The sequence below is a fragment of the Pseudomonas sp. OV226 genome (assembly GCF_003148705.1).
In the GTDB taxonomy this organism is placed as follows: Bacteria; Pseudomonadota; Gammaproteobacteria; order Pseudomonadales; family Pseudomonadaceae; genus Aquipseudomonas.
Genome location: NZ_QGGS01000004.1, coordinates 501,011 through 524,125 on the forward strand (window position 1 = coordinate 501,011; position 23,115 = coordinate 524,125).

Here is a 23,115-nt window from a genome sequence, read left to right on the forward strand (position 1 = left end):
ACAGCGTGTGTTTGGGCGCATCCGCCCCACTGCGCTACAATCCTGCGCCTTTGCTGCCTGTCGGCTTTAATTCACAGATATCGGGTCTGCGACACCTTTGGTAATGCATCGACCCGACTTGCGAGGTACCTCCATGGTGCACAGCATGACCGCCTTCGCCCGCGTTGAAAAAGCCGGCACCCAAGGCACCCTGAGCTGGGAACTGCGCTCGGTCAACAGCCGCTACCTGGAGCCGCACTTGCGCCTGCCGGAATCGTTTCGCGACCTCGAAGGTGCGGTCCGCGAAGCCCTGCGCCAGGGAATCTCCCGGGGCAAGCTTGAATGCACCCTGCGCTTCACCGAAGAAAACACCGACAAACCCCTGCAAGTGGACCGCGAGCGCGCCGCACAACTGGTCGCCGCCGCCGAGACGATTGCCAGCCTGATCAAAAATCCTGCGCCGCTCAACCCGCTGGAAGTGCTGGCCTGGCCAGGCGTGCTGGTAGGCGACGCCGCCGACCCGCAAGCCCTGAATGCCGAAGCGCTGGCGCTGTTCAACGAAGGCCTGAAAGAACTCAAGGCCGGTCGCGAACGCGAAGGCGCGGAGTTGGCACGGCTGATCAACGATCGCCTGACCGCCATTGAAGAAGACGTCGTCACCCTGCGCGAACTGGTCCCGCAGATGCTTGCCACACAGCGCCAGAAAGTCCTCGACCGCTTCGCCGACATGAAGGCCGATCTGGACCCGCAGCGACTGGAGCAGGAAATGGTCCTGCTCGCGCAAAAGAGCGATGTGGCCGAAGAACTGGATCGCCTGAGCACTCACATCATCGAAGTTCGCCGGGTCCTCAAATCCGGTGGCGCTGCTGGACGGCGCCTGGACTTCCTGATGCAGGAACTCAACCGCGAAGCCAACACACTGGGCTCCAAAGCCTTCGACCCGCGCAGCACCCAGGCTGCGGTCAACCTCAAAGTGTTGATCGAGCAGATGCGTGAACAAGTGCAGAATATTGAGTAAGGCAACCCCGACATGACCCACAGCACCGGCACCCTGTACATCATTTCCGCGCCTTCGGGCGCGGGCAAGAGCAGTCTGGTCAAGGCCCTGACCGACGATGATCAAGAGATCCGCGTCTCGGTCTCCCACACCACCCGCGCCATGCGTCCCGGTGAAGTGAATGGCGTGAACTACAACTTCGTCACGCGCGAAGAGTTCGTGAAGATGATCGAGCACGGGGACTTCCTGGAGCGCGCCGAAGTGTTCGGCAACCTCTATGGCACCTCGCAAAGCCACCTGCAACAGACCCTGGACGCAGGCCACGACCTGATTCTGGAAATCGACTGGCAAGGTGCCGAGCAGGTGCGCAAGCTGATGCCTCAGGCGCGCTCGATCTTCATTCTGCCGCCGTCGCTTCAAGCCTTGCACCAGCGGCTGACCAACCGTGGCCAGGACAGTGACGAGATCATCGACGGCCGGATGCGCGAAGCCGTCAGCGAGATGAGCCACTATGTCGACTACGACTACCTGATCATCAACGACGATTTCGCTCACGCACTGCATGATCTGAAGGCGATTTTCCGTGCCAATCAGCTGCATCAGAAGCGTCAGCAGCAGCGTAACGGAAAACTTTTGGCCGAATTGCTCGGCTAATCAGCTCTTCCCAAAACCGCTGCAAGGGCTTTACATTGGCACTTGCAGCGCGTTGAAGGGTCTGGTCAAAAAATCAGCGCTTCCCTAATCGCTGGTGATTTTTTAAACTGTTGAGTCCGCTCGCCCAACCGGGCAGCGCGCATATTGCATTCGCTCCGAGGAATACCATGGCCCGCGTAACCGTTGAAGACTGCCTAGAACACGTGGAAAACCGCTTTGAGCTGGTCATGCTCTCTACCAAGCGTGCCCGTCAACTGGCCACCGGCGGCAAAGAGCCCCTGGTTCAGTGGGAAAACGACAAGCCTACCGTTGTAGCCCTGCGCGAAATCGCGGAAGGCCTGATGAGCTACGAGTTCATCGCCAACGCTGAAATCGTCGAAGACGAACCGCTGTTCGCAGCGTTCGAGGACGAGTCCAACGAGGCCGTCTAAGCCATGCCTGGTCGACGTAGCACGGCGCGGGGTCACAGCGAACGGCAGGAATTATCATGCCGAGCATAGACGCCCTCGCCGATCGCTTATCGACCTATCTCGGCAAGGACCAGGTCAACCTGGTCCGCCGAGCGTACTTCTACGCCGAACAGGCCCACGACGGTCAACGCCGCCGTAGCGGTGAGGCGTACGTCACGCATCCTCTTGCAGTGGCGAATATTCTTGCCGACATGCACATGGACCATCAGAGCTTGATGGCGGCCATGCTGCATGACGTGATCGAAGACACCGGTATTGCCAAGGAAGCGCTGCAAGCGCAGTTCGGCGAAACCGTGGCCGAACTGGTCGACGGGGTCAGCAAACTGACCCAGATGAACTTCGAGACCAAAGCCGAAGCCCAGGCCGAAAACTTCCAGAAAATGGCGATGGCCATGGCGCGCGATATTCGCGTGATCCTGGTCAAACTGGCCGACCGCCTGCACAACATGCGGACCCTGGAAGTGCTGTCCGGCGAAAAACGCCGACGGATCGCCAAGGAAACCCTGGAAATCTATGCGCCCATCGCCAACCGGCTGGGCATGCACGCCATCCGCATAGAATTCGAAGACCTCGGCTTCAAGGCCATGCACCCGATGCGTTCCGCGCGGATCAACCAGGCGGTCAAACGCGCCCGGGGCAACCGCAAGGAAATCGTCAACAAGATCGAAGAGTCCCTCAGCCACTGCCTGGCCATCGACGGCATTCAGGGCGAGGTCAGCGGTCGCCAGAAACACCTCTACGGCATCTACAAGAAAATGCGCGGCAAGCGTCGGGCCTTCAACGAGATCATGGACGTCTACGCGTTCCGGATCATCGTCGACAAGGTCGACACCTGCTACCGCGTGTTGGGTGCTGTGCATAATTTGTACAAACCGTTGCCGGGGCGCTTCAAGGATTACATCGCAATCCCCAAGGCCAACGGCTACCAGTCGCTGCACACCACGCTGTTCGGCATGCACGGTGTACCGATCGAGATCCAGATCCGCACCCGTGAAATGGAAGAGATGGCCAACAACGGCATCGCCGCCCATTGGCTGTACAAATCCAGCGGCGACGAACAGCCAAAAGGCACGCATGCCCGCGCCCGCCAGTGGGTCAAAGGCGTGCTCGAAATGCAGCAACGCGCCGGCAACTCGCTGGAATTCATCGAAAGCGTGAAGATCGACCTGTTCCCGGACGAGGTCTACGTGTTCACGCCCAAAGGCCGGATCATGGAGCTGCCCAAAGGCTCCACGGCGGTCGACTTCGCTTACGCGGTGCATACCGACGTGGGCAACAGCTGCATCGCCTGTCGGATCAATCGTCGTCTCGCACCGCTGTCCGAACCGCTGCAAAGCGGCTCCACGGTCGAGATCGTCAGCGCCCCCGGCGCACGTCCGAACCCGGCATGGCTCAACTTTGTAGTCACCGGCAAGGCGCGCACGCACATCCGCCATGCGCTGAAACTGCAACGCCGCTCCGAATCCATCAGCCTGGGCGAACGCCTGCTGAACAAAGTCTTGAACGGCTTCGACAGCTCGCTGGAAAAAGTTGCGGCCGAGCGCGTCAAGGCGATGCTCACCGAGTACCGCCTCGAACTGATCGAAGACCTGCTCGAAGACATCGGCCTGGGCAATCGCATGGCTTATGTGGTCGCCCGCCGCCTGCTTGGCGAAGGCGAGCAGCTGCCAAGCCCGGAAGGCCCGCTGGCGATTCGCGGCACCGAAGGTCTGGTACTCAGCTACGCCAAGTGCTGCACACCGATCCCGGGAGACCCGATTGTCGGTCACCTGTCAGCGGGCAAAGGCATGGTCGTGCACCTGGACAACTGCCGCAACATCAGCGAAATCCGCCACAACCCGGAAAAATGCATCCAGCTCTCGTGGGCCAAGGATGTCACCGGCGAATTCAACGTCGAGTTGCGCGTCGAACTGGAACACCAGCGCGGCCTGATCGCGCTGCTGGCCAGCAGCGTCAATGCGGCCGACGGCAACATAGAAAAAATCAGCATGGACGAACGCGACGGTCGTATCAGCGTGGTCCAACTGGTAGTCAGCGTGCACGACCGCGTGCATCTGGCCCGCGTGATCAAGAAACTGCGTGCCTTGACCGGGGTGATCCGCATCACCCGCATGCGTGCGTAAAGCCCACTATTACAAGGAGTCATTCATGACCAAAACTGTTATCACCAGCGACAAGGCCCCGGCCGCTATCGGTACATACTCCCAGGCGATCAAGGCTGGCAACACTGTTTACATGTCGGGTCAAATTCCTCTGGACCCAAAAACCATGGAACTGGTTGAAGGCTTCGAAGCCCAGACCGTCCAGGTGTTCGAGAACCTCAAGGCCGTGGCCGAAGCGGCTGGCGGTTCGTTCAAGGACATCGTCAAACTGAACATCTTCCTCACCGACCTGAGCCACTTCGCCAAGGTCAACGAGATCATGGGCAAGTACTTTGACCAGCCTTACCCTGCTCGCGCCGCCATCGGCGTAGCTGCCCTGCCAAAGGGTTCGCAGGTTGAGATGGACGCCATTCTGGTCATCGAGTAATACGCACGGCGCAGCCCCAAAAGGCTGCGCCGATCTTGTTTTGAAAGGATTCCACCATGCGCCAAGCGCTAGCTCTCTCGCTGGTCGCCCTACTCTTGGGCGGTTGTGCCAGCAACCCTGCCGACCGTGACGTCAGCGGCACCTGGATCAATCAGGTGGCGATCGACGCTGCAGCCAAAGGCGGCCCCCTGCGTGAAGCGCTCCAGGCCTATGGTCCGAACCTGGAATGGGACATCAACACCAAGGCCGGACAGGCCCGCTACACCAACGGATTTGAAAATGTCGAAGGCAAGCTGCTGGGCGAACAGTCCGGCGCCTGGAAAGTCGACTTTTATGGCAGCTCCGCCAGCGAGCTGAAGCGTGACGGCAAGCGACTGAGCCAGATCGCCAGTGACAATGAGCCTGCGCAAGTCTTCGACCGCGCGCAGATTCAGGTTCCGGAGGGCGCACCGATTGGCGCGAGCTTCGAACGTTCGCTGTACTCGGCCTACATGGGCGGCAGCTGGAAAATCGTCAGCGGCCCCGGCGAAGGCAATACCGTGCAATTCCAGGCGGACGGCCAGGTTGCCGGCCTGCCCGGCGCAGACCGCTATGCCCTGTGCCTGGCCGGTGATTGCGCGTCGATGAGCGGCGGCAACGACAACATCTGGTTGCAGCTGAACGGTCAGGGCAATACCTGGATCTTCGCCCGCAAGGGTGACGAACTGGAGATTTTCCAGACGATGAACGCGGCACAGGCGGACGAGATGCCTTCGTTCACGCCGGGTGATCGCAAGTGGGTGCTGGAAAAGCAGTAACCCGGATCTGAAGCCAAAAGATAACCCTGTGGGAGCGGGCTTGCCCGCGATGAGGTCATAACATTCAACATCCAGGTTGACTGTTACGCCGCCATCGCGGGCAAGCCCGCTCCCACAGTTGTATGTGGCGTTAGCCCTGGCCCTCAAGGATCGCGGCATAACCCTCGCGATAACTCGGATACTTCGGCGTCCAGCCCAACGCCTTCGCCCGGGCGTTGCTGCAACGCTTGCTGCCGGTGCGGCGCACGCTGGCGTCTTCTGCCCATTCGGTAACGCCCAGATATTCGCGCAACCAGCCCACCACATCCGCCAGCGCTGCCGGCGCATCGTCGACGCCGATGTACACGTCATCCAGCACCACGCCGCGGTGGTCCGCTTCAAGCAGACACGCCAGCAGCCCTGCCGCATCGTCGGCATGGATGCGATTGGCGTACAACGGCGGCTCGGTCACCACGCGATAACCGCGGCGAACCTGAGTCAGCAACCATTCACGGCCCGGGCCGTAGATGCCGGTCAAGCGCACGATACTGGCCGGGATGCCACTGTTCAGGGCCACTTGCTCGGCTTCAAGCATCACCTGCCCGGAATAGCCGACCGCCGCGGCTGGCGAAGTCTCATCGATCCATTCACCTTGCTGCTGGCCGTACACACTGCTGCTGGATACGAACAACAGGCGTTTAGGTGCCTGCCCATAGTCGTCCAGCCACTCCAGAACATGCTTCAAACCCTGGACATAAGCGGCGCGGTAACCGGCTTCATCGTGATCGGTCGCAGCCGCGCAATACACCAGGTAATCCACCGCACCGATTGGCCAGGTCGCGGGGCAATCCTTGTTGAACAAGTCGCCGGCCACGCCAATCACACCCTCGGGCAAGCGCGAGACATCACGCCGCAAGCCGTGAACCTCCCACCCCGAAACCAGCAGTTGGGTGGCCAAGCGGCTGCCGACATCACCGCAACCGGCGATCAGAACAGAGGGTGCGGACATCAGAAAACTCCCATCGGAAAGCCACAGACTACCGCCGGTACAGGACGAGCGGCTAGCAATGCAGGAAAAAAAGAGACTCTATTACTTTTGTTAACAAGAATTACTTGCAATAATGCACGCCACTTTTGTTCTCGGCCCCTCGAGGCCTGGAAGAACACTCACCGTCTTTATTCTCTCAGGTCCGGCCAGCATGACACGCAATCAATTCCCCGCTTCGCCAACCAAACGCCCTCGCGCCTGGAGTGCAGTGGCCGCTCTGTTGCTGAGCGTGATGCTGGCGCCGACCGCCGCCTTCGCTGATGCACAAGTGCCAGCCACTCCGGCCGCCGCCGTAGCACCCGCGCCAGCCGATCACGCAGCCCCGGCCGCCGCTCCTGCCGCGACCGATCCGGTTCAGGCTGTTGACGCTGCAGACGTTCCTGAAGTGCTCGAAGCCGACAACACCCTGGGCATGGCCCACGACCTGTCGCCATGGGGCATGTACCAGAACGCCGACATCATCGTGAAAATCGTGATGATCGGCCTGGCCATTGCCTCGATCATCACCTGGACGATCTGGATCGCCAAGGGTCTGGAGCTGATAGGCGCCAAGCGTCGTCTGCGCACCGAAATCGTCCACCTGAAAAAAGCCACCACGCTCAGAGAAGCCAGCGCTTCGGCGACCAAGGAAGGCACCCTCGCCAACCTGCTGGTCCACGACGCCCTGGAAGAAATGCGCCTGTCGGTCAACAGCCGCGAGAAAGAAGGCATCAAGGAACGTGTTGCCTTCCGTCTTGAGCGCCTGGTGGCCGCCTGTGGTCGCAACATGAGCAGCGGCACCGGCGTCCTCGCCACCATCGGTTCCACCGCGCCGTTCGTGGGTCTGTTCGGCACCGTATGGGGCATCATGAACAGCTTCATCGGCATCGCCAAAACCCAGACCACCAACCTCGCTGTTGTGGCTCCCGGCATCGCCGAAGCCCTGCTGGCGACCGCGCTGGGCCTGGTTGCCGCGATCCCGGCCGTTGTCATCTACAACGTCTTCGCCCGCTCCATCGCCGGTTACAAGGCCCAAGTGTCCGATGCCTCGGCTGAAGTCCTGCTGCTGGTCAGCCGTGACCTCGATCACCTGCCGACCACCGAGCGTTCCACGCAACCGCACATGGTCAAAGTAGGGTAATCAGCCATGGGCTTGCATTTGAAAGAAGGCGCAGACGACGATCTGGCCGAGAACCACGAAATCAACGTCACGCCGTTTATCGACGTGATGCTGGTGCTGTTGATCATCTTCATGGTGGCAGCGCCGCTGGCCACCGTGGACATCAAGGTTGACCTGCCCGCCTCCACCGCCAAGCCGGCGCCACGGCCGGAGAAGCCGGTATTCCTGAGCGTCAAGGCTGACCAGCGCCTGTTCCTCGGCGAAGACGAAGTGAAGGCCGAGGCACTCGGCGCCACACTCGACGCCAAGACCAAGGGCAAGAAAGACACGACGATCTTCTTCCAGGCCGATAAAGGCGTGGATTACGGCGACCTGATGAGCGTGATGGACAACCTGCGTTCAGCCGGTTACCTGAAGGTCGGTCTGGTCGGGCTTGAGTCGGCAGTCAAGAAATGACCACGACGCGCCATAAGCTGACGCGTTACAGCGGTAGCCTGGCCGTGGTGCTGGGCGTTCACGCACTGGCCATCGCGCTGGCGCTGAACTGGACGTCGCGCCCGCCGATCCAATTGCCACCGCAGGCAATGCTGGTCGAGTTGGCACCGGTCCCGGCACCGCCACCGCCTGCACCGCCCAAGGTCGTCACACCGCCACAGCCACCGGCCCCGGTGGAAGAACTGCCGATCCCGAAGCTCGCTGAAGCGCCGAAGGCCGAGATTGCCGTGCCCAAGCCGGTCAAACCCAAGCCCAAGCCGCAACCGCCCAAGCCTGTGGAGAAAAAGCCGGAGCCGCCGAAGGAAAAACCGTCCGAGGAAAAACCGAGCGACGCGCAGCCGACCCAGGCACCGACCGAGAAATCCGCACAACCGGCACCGGGTCCATCGCCCGCACAGCAGGCTGCCAAAGCCAGCTGGGAAGGCACTTTGCTTGCTCACCTGGGCAAGTACAAAAAGTACCCGGCCAGTGCGCAGCAGCGGGGCAAGGAAGGCACCAACCGTCTGCGCTTCGTCGTGGATGGTGAAGGCAACGTGTTGTCGTTCGAGCTGGTGGGCCGCTCCGGCACTGCCGATCTGGACCGGGCGACCCTGGAAATGATCCGCCGCGCCCAACCGCTGCCCAAGCCACCGGCCGACATGCTCACCAACGGCACCATCGAAATCACGGCACCGTTCCTGTACTCGCTGGAAAAACGCCGCCGTTAAGCCAAACGCAAATTCCTTGTAGGAGCCGAGCTTGCTCGCGATAGCGGTATAGCTGTCAACGATGATGCTGAATGTTATCGCCTCATCGCGAGCAAGCTCGGCTCCTACACGGTTATGCAACAGCCAGCAAAGGCACCCGAAAGGTGCCTTTTGCGTATCTGCCAGCGGCAAACCTGCATTACCCGGTGTCACTCAACACACTCACTCTGATAACGTGCGTCTATCGATTGCAGCCGTTATGCTTGGCGCGCAACTTCATGGACGCTTGCTATGACTCTCACAGAATTACGCTACATCGTTACCCTCGCCCAAGAGCAGCACTTCGGCCACGCGGCCGAGCGTTGCCACGTCAGCCAGCCGACCCTGTCGGTGGGCGTGAAAAAGCTTGAAGACGAACTCGGTGTGCTGATTTTCGAGCGCAGCAAGAGTGCCGTGCGCCTGACCCCGGTCGGCGAAGGCATCGTGGCCCAGGCGCAGAAAGTCCTGGAACAAGCCCAAGGCATCCGCGAACTGGCCCAGGCCGGCAAAAACCAGCTGACCGCCCCGCTGAAAGTCGGCGCCATCTACACCGTCGGCCCGTACCTGTTCCCGCACCTGATTCCGCAACTGCACCGGGTCGCCCCGCAGATGCCGTTGTACATCGAAGAAAACTTCACCCACGTGCTGCGCGACAAACTGCGCAACGGCGAGCTCGACGCGATCATCATCGCCCTGCCGTTCAACGAAGCCGACGTGCTGACCCTGCCGCTCTACGACGAACCGTTCTACGTCCTGATGCCGGCCCAGCACCCGTGGACACAAAAAGACTCCATCGACGCCAGCCTGCTCAACGACAAGAGCCTGCTGCTGCTCGGCGAAGGCCACTGCTTCCGCGATCAGGTACTGGAAGCCTGCCCGACCCTGACCAAAGGCAACGACGGCGCCAAGCACACCACGGTGGAATCCAGCTCCCTGGAAACCATCCGCCACATGGTCGCGTCCGGCCTCGGCATCTCGATCCTGCCGCTGTCGGCCGTCGATAGCCATCACTACGCCCCCGGCGTGATCGAAGTGCGTCCACTGACGCCGCCGGTGCCGTTCCGCACCGTGGCCATCGCCTGGCGCGCCAGCTTCCCGCGCCCGAAGGCGATTGAAATCCTCGCTGACTCCATTCGCCTGTGCTCGGTGGCCAAGCCGTCCGTGCCGGTGGTGGCGGCGTAAGTTGCTGTCATGACCGAGTTGTCGCAAGTGTCGGTGACGGCACTCAAGGGTGTCGGCGAGGCCATGGCCGAGAAGCTGGCCAAGGTCGGCCTGGAGAATCTTCAGGACGTGCTGTTTCACCTGCCCCTGCGCTATCAGGACCGCACCCGTGTGGTCCCGATCGGCCATTTGCGACCGGGGCAAGACGCCGTGATCGAAGGCACCGTCAGCGGCGCCGACGTGGTCATGGGCCGTCGCCGCAGTCTCGTTGTACGCCTGCAGGACGGCACCGGCGGGCTCAGCCTGCGCTTCTACCATTTCAGCAACGCACAGAAAGAAGGCCTCAAACGCGGCACGCGGATTCGCTGCTACGGCGAAGCCCGGCCCGGTGCCTCGGGGCTGGAAATCTACCACCCGGAATACCGCGCCATTACCGGCGACGAACCGCCGCCGGTGGATGAAACCCTGACCCCGGTGTACCCGCTCACCGAAGGCCTGACCCAACAGCGTTTGCGCCAGTTGTGCATGCAAACCCTGACAATGCTCGGCCCGACCAGCCTGCCCGACTGGCTGCCAACCGAACTGGCGCGGGACTATCAACTCGCGCCGCTGGCCGACGCAATCCGCTACCTGCATCACCCGCCCGCCGATGCCGACGTCGACGAACTCGCCCTCGGTCATCACTGGGCGCAGCACCGCCTGGCCTTCGAAGAACTGCTGACCCATCAACTGTCCCAGCAGCGGCTGCGCGAGAGCATGCGCTCCCTGCGCGCACCGGCCATGCGCAAAGCCACAACGCTTCCGGCCAAGTACCTGGCCAATCTCGGCTTCGCACCCACCGGCGCACAGCAACGAGTCGGCAACGAAATCGCTTACGACCTGAGCCAGCACGAACCGATGCTGCGCCTGATTCAGGGCGACGTTGGCGCCGGTAAAACCGTGGTCGCCGCCCTCGCCGCGCTGCAAGCGTTGGAGGCCGGTTATCAGGTGGCGCTGATGGCGCCCACCGAAATCCTCGCCGAACAGCACTTCATCACCTTCAAGCGCTGGCTCGAACCGCTGGGCATTGAAGTCGCGTGGCTGGCCGGCAAGCTCAAGGGCAAGAACCGCGTCGCTGCGCTGGAACAAATCGCTGGCGGCACACCGATGGTGGTCGGCACCCACGCGCTGTTCCAGGACGAAGTGCAGTTCAAGAACCTCGCGCTGGTGATCATCGACGAACAACACCGCTTCGGCGTGCAGCAGCGCCTGGCGTTGCGGCAGAAAGGCGTCGGCGGGCGGATGTGCCCGCATCAGTTGATCATGACCGCCACACCGATCCCCCGTACGCTGGCCATGAGCGCCTACGCCGACCTCGACACCTCGATCCTCGACGAACTGCCGCCCGGTCGAACGCCGGTCAACACCGTGCTGATCACCGATACCCGGCGCGTCGAAGTCATCGAACGGGTACGCGGCGCCTGCGCGGAAGGGCGCCAGGCCTATTGGGTGTGCACGCTGATTGAAGAATCGGAAGAGCTGACCTGTCAGGCCGCCGAAACCACTTACGAAGACCTCACCGCCGCCCTCGGCGAGTTGAAGGTCGGGCTGATCCACGGTCGCATGAAGCCTGTGGAAAAAGCCGCCGTGATGGCCGAATTCAAGGCCGGCAACCTGCAACTGCTGGTCGCCACTACCGTGATTGAAGTTGGCGTCGACGTGCCCAACGCCAGCCTGATGATTATTGAAAACCCCGAGCGCCTTGGCCTCGCGCAACTGCACCAGTTGCGTGGCCGTGTCGGTCGGGGCAGCGCCGCCAGCCATTGCGTGCTGCTCTACCATCCGCCGCTGTCACAGATCGGCCGTCAGCGCCTCGGTATCATGCGTGAAACCAACGACGGTTTTGTCATCGCCGAAAAAGATCTCGAACTGCGCGGCCCCGGCGAAATGCTCGGCACCCGCCAGACCGGCCTGCTGCAATTCAAGGTCGCCGACCTGATGCGCGACGCCGATCTGTTGCCCGCCGTGCGCGACGCCGCCCAGGCATTGCTGGAGCGTTGGCCGACCCACGTCAGCCCGTTGCTCGACCGCTGGCTGCGCCATGGGCAGCAATACGGCCAAGTGTGAGCACCGTCGCAGTTTGTGGACGATGCTTTTAAACAAGCTGGTTATACTCCTGCGATTGTTTGAATACGGATACAGACCATGACTGAAGCTGCCCTCGCCCCAGAACCCCTGCACGCTCCGTCTGTTATTCGGTTGCTGCTGGGCAAATTGGGCATTGCCTACCAAGAAGTGCTGGACCACCACGGCCTGAACGCCTCGCGCAAAGTACAAGCCGTGTTGCTGGATGACGCCGTTGGCGCGCTGATGGTGCTGTTCCCGCAAAGCCAATTGCTGGACCTCAATCGCCTCGCCGAACTGACCGGCCGCCGCCTCACTGCCGTGCCCACCGAACGCCTGGTGAAGATGCTCGGCAAACACAGCCTCAGCCTGCTGCCCGGTCTGCCGGCGCTGACCAGTTCGCCGTGCCTGTACGAAGAAAGCCTGCTGCGCGAACCGAAGTTGCTGATCAACTCGGGCGAGCCGGGCTTGCTGCTGGAAATCACCAGCGAAGATTTCAAGACCATGCTGACCAAGGCCAGCGCCGCCAACTTCGGCGAGAACCTGACCCGCATCCGCCCGAACCTCGACCGCCCCGACGATGACCGCGAGGAAATCACTCAGGCCGTCCAGGCGTTCACCGCGCGACGCATCCAGCAACGCCTGGAAGAGACCATCGAAATTCCGCCGCTGGCCGAGACCGCGCAGAAAATCATCAAACTGCGCGTCGACCCCAACGCCACCATCGACGACATCACCGGCGTCGTCGAAACCGACCCGGCGCTGGCGGCACAAGTCGTCAGCTGGGCCGCGTCGCCGTACTACGCCTCGCCGGGCAAGATTCGTTCGGTGGAAGATGCGATCGTGCGGGTCCTGGGTTTCGACCTGGTGATCAACCTCGCGCTGGGCCTGGCCCTGGGCAAAACCCTGAGCCTGCCCAAAGACCACCCGCAACACGCCACGCCGTACTGGCAGCAGTCGATCTACACCGCCGCCGTCATCGAAGGCCTGACCCGCGCCATGCCGCGCGCCCAGCGCCCGGAAGCCGGCCTGACCTACCTCGCCGGCCTGCTGCACAACTTCGGCTACCTGCTGCTGGCCCACGTCTTCCCGCCGCACTTCTCGCTGATCTGCCGCCATCTGGAAGTCAACCAGCACCTGTGCCACAGCTACGTCGAGCAACACCTGCTGGGCATCAGCCGTGAACAGATCGGCGCGTGGCTGATGCGCTACTGGGACATGCCCGACGAACTCGCCGCCGCCCTGCGCTTCCAGCACGACCCGCACTACGACGGCGACTATGCCGAATACCCGAACCTCGTCTGCCTGTCCGTGCGCCTGCTACGCGGCCGCGGCATCGGCTCCGGCCCGGATGAAGACATCCCCGACGCCCTGCTCGAACGCGTCGGCCTGAGCCGCGAAAAAGCCAACGACGTGGTCACTAAAGTGCTTGAGGCTGAAGTGCTGTTGCGCGAACTGGCTTCGCAATTCAGCCAGGCCTAAAAGCATCGCGGGCAAGCCCGCTCCCACAGGATTGAGGTGATCCCTGTGGGAGCGGGCTTGCCCGCGATGAATCCCCCGCCGATCCAACTGAATCACCACAGGGTCAAACACTCAACTCTTGATCGTTCCCACGCTCTGCGTGGTAACGCATCCCGTGACGCACTGCGTCACAGCCCCAACCCAACACTCAAGCCTTCGCCTTGGCTTTAGCCTTCCTAGGCTTCAAATACTTGGTCAACCCCTGAAACCACATCACCAACGCCGGATTCCCTTTGATCTGAATCGACTTGTCCTGAATCCCCTGCATAAACGCCAACTGTTTGTTCTTAGCCTGCATCGTGGCAAAACCATACGCCGCATCTTTAAACGCAATCGCAAACGCCGGCTCGGCATACACGCCCGACTTGCTGGTAATGCGCTGGTCCTTCACAAAGAAATGCCGCGACACCTTCCCGTCCAGGGTCTGCAACTGGAACACCAATTCCTTGTCACCCAACTGCTGCTGAAACGCAGGATTAGTCCGGCTGGCCTTACCCATCAACAAACCCAGCATCCACAGAAGAAAACGAAATTTCATGCGCACAGCCTCAAGAGAAAAATGAACGGCCGGCGCAGTGTAGCGGCTTCGGACGATAACGACAGCATCGCGATGCGTTAGAAGAAGATGACGCGCTTTTTGACGCCGATGACTACCAAGTCATTGACGAAACGTCTGTGTTTAAAAGCGTGGAAGATTTGGTGTTTCTACGCTCGACGCTATCGGAAGTTTCCTTCAACTCGTGGGGTTGTTCGTGAACTAGGCAGCGTTGCGCTCGGCCGATAGTCTTTGTTGGTCGCCGCAAAATCGGTGATACGGACGTGCAAGTCCGGCGGGATACACAATGGTTATGGCAATTCATCGAGCATTTTTCTATGCTCGCGAACCGTTATGGCAGTTGTGTATGGGAGACCTTCGGGTCTGCCGGGAATCCCGCCGGTCTTGCACACCTATGCACAGCTGCCACCTCTTTCGAAGTGCAAGCGAAACGGTGTCGGCTCCTTAATTACGGGATTTATACCTTTGATCAAGCCAACACCGAATCCACCAGAACACGAAGACACATCCCCCTACGAATCCCTCGATTCGAAGAAACTCCACGAAGCCGCCGAACGCGCCCTCAACCACCATTTCGCCCCACCGCCCGAGAAGCCCAAGCCTCGCAAAGGCAACCTCTTCACCGTCTCCCCCGACATCGACACCGAAGCCCTCCTGGCCAACGCCTCGGAAGACCTGCTATCCATCAGCGCCATCGCCGCCAACCTGGCCGACGATGTGGAAGGCACGCTGCGCTCCGTAGCACTGGCGATCAGCAGAATGTCGGATGGGGTTCGGTTGTTGGTGGAGCGAGCGCTGGATCATATTGATTCGTCGAATCCGGCGGTGCATCGAGGGAAGGTGTAGCAAAAATATGAAGGGGACTTTACGTCCCCTTCTTCATTCAAATGCATCAGTAATATTTGTACTCCGAGATGAAGTGTTGATACTACCGATCACTTCCAAAGGTACAAAAAATACTTAAAATCACCATGCATCTACGCATACTAGTGCCGCACTTCCAGAATGGACTCTCCAGATGCCCTTTGCCTTACCGCGCTCTACCCTTATCCACGCCATGATGCTGTCCAGTATGGCCTTTACCACAGTTGCTGCCGCCAACAGTTTCGACTGCGCCAATGCCGCTACACCTACAGAAAAAGCAATCTGTACTGACCCATACACGCTTGGACTGGATAGTAAATTGGGGCAGGTATGGAAAACGGCAAAGGCGACAGTGAAGGACACGGTGACACTGAAGGCTGATCAACGCGAGTGGATTAAACACCGCGACCACTGCGCTACCGACTTTCATTGCTTGCGACGCAGTTATTTGATGCGGATTGTAGCGCTCCAACACGCAGGTAAACCTTTCAACTGGAAAGGGACTTGGCGACGTATCCCTGATGGGCGATTCGACAGCGCCGAATGGAAGATAAGCGGGCGCGCGCCACAATTCGATTTCACAGTAAAAGCGGCTAATAAAATGAGCTCAGGAACGTTGACTGATACGTTCAACCTGGAAGGCTCCCAAGGTATTTATCGCAGCGAAGATTGCACGTTACTGATGACACCAAGCACCGGCCTCCTTTACGTCATCCAAGTGGGTGAATGCCGAGGAACTGACGCATCCTTCGGTGGACGTTATGTCGCATCCGAACAGCCACTTAATATGAACTATGACCTGCTGTCCCTAGGGCTAGTCCGCACGCAAGAAGAAGACGACGCAGCTCGGCAATTGCTTAAGGATGACTATCAAACCATTCTGGATGCCAGTGACTCGTTTTACTACGTAGACGAGTCAGCCGCAGACAACCTGGGGGCTCAAGTCGCCAAAATTCGAGTATTGGGGCTTCCGCCTCCCAACGCCGCACTACTCATGCGTGGGCGCGACGCTCAACTTTGGGTCGCGGTGCTGGTCAGCGATCAGAAGCAGAACTACCGTGTGCGCTACTACACTAACGTGCAGGGCTGGAAAGGACGTTTGCCAGGCCCGATTCAACGCTGGTATGCCGAACAATTCGATTGGCGCAAGGCGCCGCTGGATTACATGCCGTAGGCGCCAAAGGAAAGGGGACGTATTGTCCCCTTTTCCATCTAATATCAAGGTTACTTTAACAACGCTTTTAAAGCTTCATAATCATAGCGTGTAAAAGATTCCTCAATACCTTTTGCTGCCACCTCTAAATACCGAGGAGACTTCAAATCACTAACCTTATAGACAGAAAATATCGTGCCAGAGCTAAACTGATGCCGGATGCTGCCTTGCGTAACAGCAACTGACGGAGATTTGGAAACCAAATCGCCCTTAGATTTATAGGTTCTCACCAAATGAATGTCCTTGTACTGAGCCTCATCCACATTCAAAGCTACCGCTGGAGTCTTGCCCAAAGACTCTATTGAAACTTTTCCCGTAGCGTTCTTCCACTCGTCAGAAAACTCATAGATCGATTCCTCATAATCCTCGGCTAGCGGTCTATTAAGATCACAAACAGCTTTGTTGATGAGAATACCGTTTCTGTCATTACGAATATTTGCATATATGCAATCAACGACGACATTATCTCCTTGCCTACTCAGCGTAAAGTACGCTTCAAACGGAGTGCTCGATGCCAGGTTTTCATAGTGCAAAGCTTTAGTGCCATTGAAGTCAACGAAGTCTCTCGTAACTTCTCCTTTATCGCCAATGACACCGTCAACAATTTTGCTTCCGCCCGACCAGCTAACTTTAAGGCTCTGAGTCGCTTCATCTACTTCATAAACGTCGCCCGCAGAGACTGTTGCTTTTTCAGCAGCAGATACGGTAAACGAGAGGCCAATGAACAACAACGCAAACAGATTTTTCTTTTTCATTCTTATCGAGTCTCCGGTGCTACGGATGTAGCTCTCAAAATAGCTTCAAATTTAGTGGCATAACTCGCGATCAGAACCTTCTGATCAGAACCGTTGATAACTTTACGAGCGCCTTGATAATCCTTGGTGGTGTTATTTACATAGGTGCCCAATTTTTGATTGGTAAAAATACCCTCTTTCATACCCCAAATCATAATGGGAACTGAATTTTTAAATCCAGCGGCCTCTTCAGGACTTCCAACAAAATCTATCCCGAAATAATCTTTGGCTTTCTGATAGTTGTTTTTCCATGTCAAGTGCACCAAACCACGCCCGCGGTATTTAAAACCGTCACCTTGGACGGTGTTTCCGTTACCTATCGCTCTCTCTCTATGCGCAGCACTAGCTGCAAGAACGGGATCATACTTGTCGAAATAACTAACCGACCCGATCTCCGGGGCAGCACTAAAATATTCGGCAATAGTGTAATTATATGCCTCATGCCTAGCCGTTGCGAACATATATGACAACTCATATATCGTTAGCATTTCTCTATTTTTATCAACATATATATTTATGTTTTTTACAATCTCTCTGAGGTTTTCCTTCGATTTGGCTGACAGTACGGGAGATTCAGCTTGGAAAGATGCATGCTGTTCGGCATACATAGCAACGAATCGTTCTACATCTATGTATACGGACTGACTCATGAAATTATCAAGCAACGCTATCGGATGAAAATGCCAAATCAAGCTAGAGCTGATAGCCCCCTTTCCCGCGAGTTCATCCCAAAAAACATATTTGCTAATACGCTCTTTTTCATGCTTCAACGTCTTCGGGGAGGTCTCCAACAACTGATCTAACTTACTCCACTTTGCAGAGTCCGCTTTGTCCTTCCACTCAGTCGGATGATGAGCGATCAGCTTCGACCACCGTGAACGTGTTTCAGCGTTTTTTACCGCATTCGCGAGCTCAGCTGAATCGACTTGGCCGTCGTCGTCTGTATCAATTTTGGAGAACAAGTCTTTGAAGAACTGCGGCATGTCTTCGGGGTCAAGGAAACCATCCGCCGTAGCGTTTGTTTCTTCAACAATCTGGAACCCCAGTTTTTCCCAGTCGTGCTGGGTGATAATTTTCGCGCCTGCTTTTTTTACCAGTCCGCTGACCGGTTGACCGTCGTCGGTGACGCTAACGTTGTACCAGTCTTCCGTGCCGACCTTGATCACCGTGGCCTTGCCGAGATCGACTGCGTGGTCAAGTTTGAGTGGTGTCGTGCCGGTTGCTGGGGCTACTTTCTTAAGCTCCGTTCCGGTCGGCAATTGCAGGTACTGCTTACCTGTTTTAAGGCCAGCGAGGTTTTTGAGGAAATCTTTCACTTCCGCTTCGGCGGTGAATATTTCGACGTGAACCTGAAATTTACTGTCCGACCCGCCTTGCTCGCTAGTGAGATTTTCCGTCTGCCCCAAGTAGCCGATCGGGTCACCCGCCTTGATGCCGGTGCTGGTGGCAACAACACTATCGAATTCGCTGGGCGTGACGGTCTCCCAACTCACGTATTTATTCGGCAGTACGTTCTCCACACAGGCCCAGAACGTCGGCGGCACAACACCATTCCCCCAAAGCGCACCACTCACTAATGTGCAAGCGGCCATGCGCAGCGTTTGATTGCCGACGGCAAGGTTCAACACCGCTTTGCTGTCGAACTCGATGACGCTGCCAACGTTCAGCTGCAACGTCCCTTTCGGACTACCGGCGGGCTGTCCATTAGTGGGGTCTGTAGGCGCGTCGTATAGCGGCAAGCGCTTCACCAACTTCGCTTTAACCTTTCCTTGCCAATAGTTCGGCCGAAGTCGCTCAGGCAGCAACTGTTCCTTCCAGATTTGAGTATTTGCGGTGTTTTTGTAGGGCTCTCCATTTTTCAGGTAAGCGAACCAGACCGCATCTCCAACGCCACGGGTTTTTGCCGAGCCTTTTTTCACGCTTCCGGAAAGAATTTTGCCTTTGGCATAAGTCAGCTCGCCGCTGTCGGCCGTTTCAAGAATTTCCAGTTGAGTGCCATTAACCAGTTTTCCGTCGGCCTGCGAGACGACACCGGGCGTGGGCACCGTCGGATAGGCATTGAAGTCACCGACTCTCATGGTGACTTTCTTGGCGGGCGTTTCTTCAGGAGCTAGCGGGTAACGAGCATGAGGCAATAAGTGCATGTAGAGGCTGTAGAAATTCAGCTTGTTTTGCTTGCCCTTGTTCGGTCCTTCTTCCGCGTTCGGCGCCGATTTGTATTCGTGACGCACCAGGCAGAAGGAGTTGGAGTACTTCAGTTTTTTCTCGTTGTCGCCGAAAGTTGACTCTAGATAATCTTCGTTAAGACGATAAGTAACGACCTCACCATCGGCCATACAGCGAACCGGCTCATTGAGTACACATTGCGGAGCACTTGCATCGCTGATGTGGATGCCGCCATGCCAAAATTTGTTGCTACCCAACAGGTAATGACCTGAATTCTCATTTTCGAGAGCTTTGTAAACTTCCTCTGCGTCAGTGAACTGCTTCCCGTCAGCCTTTCGGAAGGGGTATTGAAAATTCATCAGGGGGGCAGGTCCCACCGGAGCAGTTGCTGGGGTAGGAGCCGCCGCTGGCGCCGGTTGCGCACCCGTTCTGTATATAGCTTTCGGACGCAAAAACTTTTCTGGCATCGGCCAGTAACCGCTATGGTTCCCGTACTTAGCGGATTTCGGCCCAGAAGAAGATTGCGAGCCGAAAAAATTCCCCGCGTTACGTACTGAGTTGATGTCCTCGACTACCCCCGTATGCCCATGAAAATTGATCCACAGGGCAATATCACCAGGCTGAACATTCGCGAGCGAAACGACGTCAAAATGGGTTACGTCAACATTCAGCTGTCCCGTTGTCAGGTATGGAATTGAATATCCAGCATCCTTCAGCATCCGGTACAACAGACCTGAACAGTCGATTTCCTTTCGACCGTCGCCGTCGGCATCGGCGTAACCTTTCGCTGGACCGTATTCATATTGGGTATGCGGGTAGTTAGCCCGCTGTTCGAGTAGTCCGGTACTCATCGGAAGCTCCCTGCTTTAACACATTGAATTGAGTTATCAGCGACGACGCCTTGGGCCGCCAAGTGGTCAACACCTCGCGTACCGGACTCAGGATCCGTTTTCTGAACCTGCTGGTAACACGCCATTGCTCGGGGCAGATCAGCAGGGACAACGGTGCCGGCTTCATACACCTCACCCAGTTGGCTCAGTGCATCTACTGAGCCACGGCTCGCGGCATTTTCCAACGCATCCATTGACTGTTGTGGGTTGATACAGACGTGCTTGTCATCGTATTCACCCTCATCGCAGTAAAAATTTGCAAGTGTTACGCCTGCATTGGGAATGCTTTTTGAAGCAGCAACCAAAAGATCCAGAATTTTGGCGTTATCCAAGCGTGGAGCTTGTCCAGAAAGACTAATTCCTGCAGCAGACAATGCAGCCTGCGGCGAACCTTGTTGCGCTCCGGCTAAATAGCTATCCAGCGCTGCGGCGTACAAATAAACACCGGATTCGGGCGAAGCATGATTAGCCAATCGGTCAAACCACACACCTTTTTTCAGCTCTCTCTCACCGGGCAATAGTTTTTCCGTTCGAGCCACACCATCTAATACATTTTCAAGCGACCAATCTTCGACACGGTTCAGAACCCAGCAGTCGTCATGTTTGAAGACGAAAACTTTCAGAAATCCGCCCACCTGGTCACGGACAATCACTTTGTTCGGTAAATCGATATTTATGGTCAGATTCGACTCAGCGGCATTTTCTGGCACAAGTACGCTCAATGCAGCAGCGTCCAGCGCTTTGAGTTTACGTTTGACTACCTTCGGCTTATCACCATCGAAAACTACTCGAATCTCTTGAACGGGAGAGGCGATAAAGACCTTCTGTATCTCAGGCTGGGAGGCGAAAACTTTAACGAACTCTGCAAAGTCGTCGCTCGGACATTGAGCATCAACGGACGACGAGGCAAAGGCACCGGTGTGCATACCTAAGGTCAGCAGTGCGATGGAAGACCACTTCACCAGCCTTACGTGTTTGTTTGTTGTCATCACGAATCTCATCACTCAGAAAACACAAAAAAAGCCTTCGGCTTAACCTTCTCAGGCACCGCATTCCCCAACGCCTGATCCATCAAACTCCCCGCCTTATCCTTATCCGCCGCCCCCGGCAGCACCGGCGGTTTAATCCCGATCCCGGTCCCGCTCCCGGCCGAACCACCCGCATTAATCTTCACCACCGGCCCAACAACCGTCACCCCACCGGCATCCAGCTTGATAAAGCTCCCTCCCCCCAAAATGGTGAGTTCGCTGCCAGCCTCAATAACAATCTTCGCCCCAGCCTTCACATGAATCTCTTTCCCCACGCTGGTCAGCTGCGCAGTCCCCAACTTCACATGCTGGTTCTGCCCAATCGTCAGGTGATCATCCAGCCGCGTTTCAACCTTGCGATCCGCAATCGTGGTGCGATGCTCTTCCGCCTTCAGCTCGGTGTAGGTGTTCTTCACCACGGTGTCGTGGCGTTCGTTGCCGACGCGAATCTTCTGATCATGCTCAATGTTTTCATCCCAATCCCGCTGGGCATGGATGAAGATCTGCTCGGCACCTTTCTTGTCTTCAATCCGCAATTCATTAAACCCACCGCCCCCCGGAGAGCTGAGGGTTTTGAACACGGTGCGGGTTTTATTGGCCGGCAACTCGTAGGGAACCTGGTTTTCCTTGTGGTACAGGCACCCCGTCACCAACGGTTGGTCGGGATCGCCTTCAAGGAACGTCACCAGGACTTCCATGCCGATGCGCGGGATGACGATGGCGCCGTAGCGGTCGCCGGCCCAGCTCGATGAAACGCGCATCCAGCAGCTGGTTTTGTCGTCGGCCAGGCCTTCGCGGTCCCAGTGGAATTGCACTTTGATGCGGCCGTATTGGTCGCAGTGAATTTCTTCGCCTTTGGGGCCGGTGACCATGGCGGTCTGGCTGCCGAGTACGCGGGGTTTTGGGTGTTCCAGCGCGGGGCGGTAGAAGACGTTCCACGGGGTGGCGAGGAAGCGGTTGCGGTAGCCCTGGTGAAAGTCGTCTTTGTTGTCGGTGGTGTCGCTGGTGACCGACTCTTCGAGGACTTGCGGTTGTTTGCCTTCGTGGACGATTTCCGTGAGCAGCCAGAGGTCGTTCCACTCGGTGCGCGGGTGGTCGGACATTTCCAGGAAGTGGCCGCTGATGAGCCGGGTCTGGTCGCCGTGGCCTTCGGCTTGCTGGTAGTCGGCGCGGTGGCGTTCGAGGGCGCGTTGGCTGAGGAATTTGCCGCGCGCGCGGTCGAGGAAGCGGCCAGGGTAGTCGTAGTCTTCCAGATCCGGTTCGGTGCTTTCGCCGTCGGGTTTGTACGCCGCTTCGAGTTGCAGGCGTGGTTTTTCGAAGTCGTAGTCGCGGCGGGTGGTGCGGCTGGTACGGGTTTCCAGGCGCAGTTTGAAGCCTTTGATCACCGGTTCGTCAGCGACCATGCCGCTGCCTTGCACATAAGCCGTTGGCTGCCCGAGTTTCGGGAACACGGTCTGGTCGTCGCCGAATACCAGCAGATGACCTTTGGCACTGTGCTGGAAGTGGTAGTGAATGCCTTCCTCTTCGCACAAGCGCTGGACGAAGTGCAGGTCGGTTTCGTCGTACTGCACGCAGTAGTCGCGGTCCGGGCACGGTTGGCTGAGCTGGAAGCGGTAGGCGTTGCCTTTGATGCCGTGCTCTTCGAGGATCAGCGCGATGATTTTCGGCGCGGACATCTGCTGGTAGATGCGCTGGTTGGTGCGGTGATGCAGGTATTGCAGGTGCGGCACCAGGGAGATTTTGTAGCGGGTCAGGCGTTTGCCGGCATCACCTTGGGCGACGCGGTAGATCTGGCCGTGGATGCCGGAGCCCTGCGGGTCGAACGCCAAAAAAGCCTGCTTGTGCAGCAGCTGTTCCAGGTCCAGATCAGGGTTTTCGCTGACCAGTTCGAGGTCGAAGCGATACGGCTGGCTGATGCCTTCGGTGCCGGTGAACGACAGCACTTGCAGGTCGCCCGAATGCACGGCGCCGACGTAGTCTTCAACGGTCAGGCTGAAATGCGTTTCGTTAGACGGGTTGAACATTGCTTGCTCCCTGTTCGGTGGTC

20 protein-coding genes are annotated in these 23,115 nt (G+C 58.0%); 14 read left to right on the forward strand and 6 right to left on the reverse strand.

Features of this window, described 5'->3' with window-relative positions; all coding sequences use genetic code 11:
• Positions 1-133 precede the first annotated feature (133 nt).
• The 6 genes from C7534_RS10880 (at position 134) to C7534_RS10905 (ending at position 5,426) form a co-directional block, all read left to right on the forward strand.
• Entirely contained in the window at positions 134-997 is an 864-nt protein-coding gene (locus tag C7534_RS10880; protein ID WP_109785743.1) for a YicC/YloC family endoribonuclease, read from the forward strand.
• 12 nt (positions 998-1,009) lie between these two features.
• The gene (gene gmk, locus C7534_RS10885) at positions 1,010-1,630 is read left to right on the forward strand and encodes a guanylate kinase (RefSeq protein WP_046030688.1); all 621 of its coding nucleotides are present in this window, start codon (positions 1,010-1,012) and stop codon (positions 1,628-1,630) included.
• A gap of 167 nt (positions 1,631-1,797) precedes the next feature.
• The gene (gene rpoZ / locus C7534_RS10890) at positions 1,798-2,061 is read left to right on the forward strand and encodes a DNA-directed RNA polymerase subunit omega (protein ID WP_003177259.1); all 264 of its coding nucleotides are present in this window, start codon (positions 1,798-1,800) and stop codon (positions 2,059-2,061) included.
• 56 nt (positions 2,062-2,117) lie between these two features.
• Positions 2,118-4,223, forward strand: a complete 2,106-nt coding sequence (gene spoT, locus C7534_RS10895) for a bifunctional GTP diphosphokinase/guanosine-3',5'-bis pyrophosphate 3'-pyrophosphohydrolase (RefSeq protein WP_017341489.1) — start codon at positions 2,118-2,120, stop codon at positions 4,221-4,223.
• A gap of 25 nt (positions 4,224-4,248) precedes the next feature.
• Entirely contained in the window at positions 4,249-4,629 is a 381-nt protein-coding gene (locus C7534_RS10900; RefSeq protein WP_003229509.1) for a RidA family protein, read from the forward strand.
• A 56-nt stretch (positions 4,630-4,685) separates the two neighbouring features.
• Positions 4,686-5,426, forward strand: a complete 741-nt coding sequence (locus C7534_RS10905) for a hypothetical protein (protein ID WP_046030692.1) — start codon at positions 4,686-4,688, stop codon at positions 5,424-5,426.
• 130 nt (positions 5,427-5,556) lie between these two features.
• On the opposite strand, the gene C7534_RS10915 is transcribed toward C7534_RS10905, so the two are convergent.
• The gene (locus C7534_RS10915) at positions 5,557-6,414 is read right to left on the reverse strand and encodes an SDR family oxidoreductase (protein WP_109785744.1); all 858 of its coding nucleotides are present in this window, start codon (positions 6,412-6,414) and stop codon (positions 5,557-5,559) included.
• A gap of 190 nt (positions 6,415-6,604) precedes the next feature.
• Here C7534_RS10915 and exbB point away from each other — a divergent pair, with 190 nt between their 5' ends.
• The 6 genes from exbB (at position 6,605) to C7534_RS10945 (ending at position 13,518) form a co-directional block, all read left to right on the forward strand.
• Positions 6,605-7,573 carry a tonB-system energizer ExbB gene (gene exbB, locus C7534_RS10920; RefSeq protein WP_109785745.1) on the forward strand — a complete coding sequence of 323 codons (969 nt, stop codon included), beginning with the start codon at positions 6,605-6,607 and terminating at the stop codon, positions 7,571-7,573.
• Positions 7,574-7,579: 6 nt separating this feature from the next.
• Positions 7,580-8,008, forward strand: coding sequence for a TonB system transport protein ExbD (exbD, locus tag C7534_RS10925; RefSeq protein WP_046030695.1), 429 nt, complete (start codon positions 7,580-7,582; stop codon positions 8,006-8,008).
• Positions 8,005-8,754 (forward strand): energy transducer TonB family protein, encoded by a 750-nt coding sequence (locus tag C7534_RS10930; protein ID WP_077431030.1) that lies wholly within the window; start codon positions 8,005-8,007, stop codon positions 8,752-8,754. Before exbD ends, C7534_RS10930 begins: the two co-directional genes overlap by 4 nt.
• Positions 8,755-9,024: 270 nt before the next feature.
• On the forward strand, positions 9,025-9,954 hold the full coding sequence (locus C7534_RS10935) for a hydrogen peroxide-inducible genes activator (protein ID WP_077431029.1): 930 nt from the start codon (positions 9,025-9,027) through the stop codon (positions 9,952-9,954).
• 9 nt (positions 9,955-9,963) lie between these two features.
• Positions 9,964-12,039 carry an ATP-dependent DNA helicase RecG gene (recG, locus tag C7534_RS10940; RefSeq protein WP_109785746.1) on the forward strand — a complete coding sequence of 692 codons (2,076 nt, stop codon included), beginning with the start codon at positions 9,964-9,966 and terminating at the stop codon, positions 12,037-12,039.
• Between the two features lie 78 nt (positions 12,040-12,117).
• Entirely contained in the window at positions 12,118-13,518 is a 1,401-nt protein-coding gene (locus C7534_RS10945) for an aminoacyl-tRNA deacylase and HDOD domain-containing protein (RefSeq protein WP_109785747.1), read from the forward strand.
• A 187-nt stretch (positions 13,519-13,705) separates the two neighbouring features.
• On the opposite strand, the gene C7534_RS10950 is transcribed toward C7534_RS10945, so the two are convergent.
• Positions 13,706-14,095 (reverse strand): SCP2 sterol-binding domain-containing protein, encoded by a 390-nt coding sequence (locus C7534_RS10950; RefSeq protein WP_046030699.1) that lies wholly within the window; start codon positions 14,093-14,095, stop codon positions 13,706-13,708.
• A 483-nt stretch (positions 14,096-14,578) separates the two neighbouring features.
• Here C7534_RS10950 and C7534_RS10955 point away from each other — a divergent pair, with 483 nt between their 5' ends.
• Positions 14,579-14,959 (forward strand): DUF6124 family protein, encoded by a 381-nt coding sequence (locus C7534_RS10955; protein ID WP_109785771.1) that lies wholly within the window; start codon positions 14,579-14,581, stop codon positions 14,957-14,959.
• Positions 14,960-15,131: 172 nt separating this feature from the next.
• Positions 15,132-16,151: a lysozyme inhibitor LprI family protein gene (locus tag C7534_RS10960; RefSeq protein ID WP_109785748.1), complete on the forward strand. Its 1,020-nt coding sequence runs from the start codon at positions 15,132-15,134 to the stop codon at positions 16,149-16,151.
• 50 nt (positions 16,152-16,201) lie between these two features.
• On the opposite strand, the gene C7534_RS10965 is transcribed toward C7534_RS10960, so the two are convergent.
• From C7534_RS10965 to C7534_RS10980, 4 genes are read right to left on the reverse strand one after another with little or no spacing between them, the layout of a single operon-like run.
• Positions 16,202-16,945: a hypothetical protein gene (locus C7534_RS10965; RefSeq protein ID WP_109785749.1), complete on the reverse strand. Its 744-nt coding sequence runs from the start codon at positions 16,943-16,945 to the stop codon at positions 16,202-16,204.
• Between the two features lie 2 nt (positions 16,946-16,947).
• Positions 16,948-20,001 (reverse strand): hypothetical protein, encoded by a 3,054-nt coding sequence (locus tag C7534_RS10970; RefSeq protein WP_109785750.1) that lies wholly within the window; start codon positions 19,999-20,001, stop codon positions 16,948-16,950.
• The gene (locus C7534_RS10975) at positions 19,998-21,029 is read right to left on the reverse strand and encodes a tetratricopeptide repeat protein (RefSeq protein ID WP_109785751.1); all 1,032 of its coding nucleotides are present in this window, start codon (positions 21,027-21,029) and stop codon (positions 19,998-20,000) included. The genes C7534_RS10970 and C7534_RS10975 overlap by 4 nt, the downstream gene beginning before the upstream one ends.
• Positions 21,030-21,040: 11 nt before the next feature.
• Positions 21,041-23,092 carry a type VI secretion system Vgr family protein gene (locus C7534_RS10980; protein WP_109785752.1) on the reverse strand — a complete coding sequence of 684 codons (2,052 nt, stop codon included), beginning with the start codon at positions 23,090-23,092 and terminating at the stop codon, positions 21,041-21,043.
• Positions 23,093-23,115: the final 23 nt, after the last annotated feature.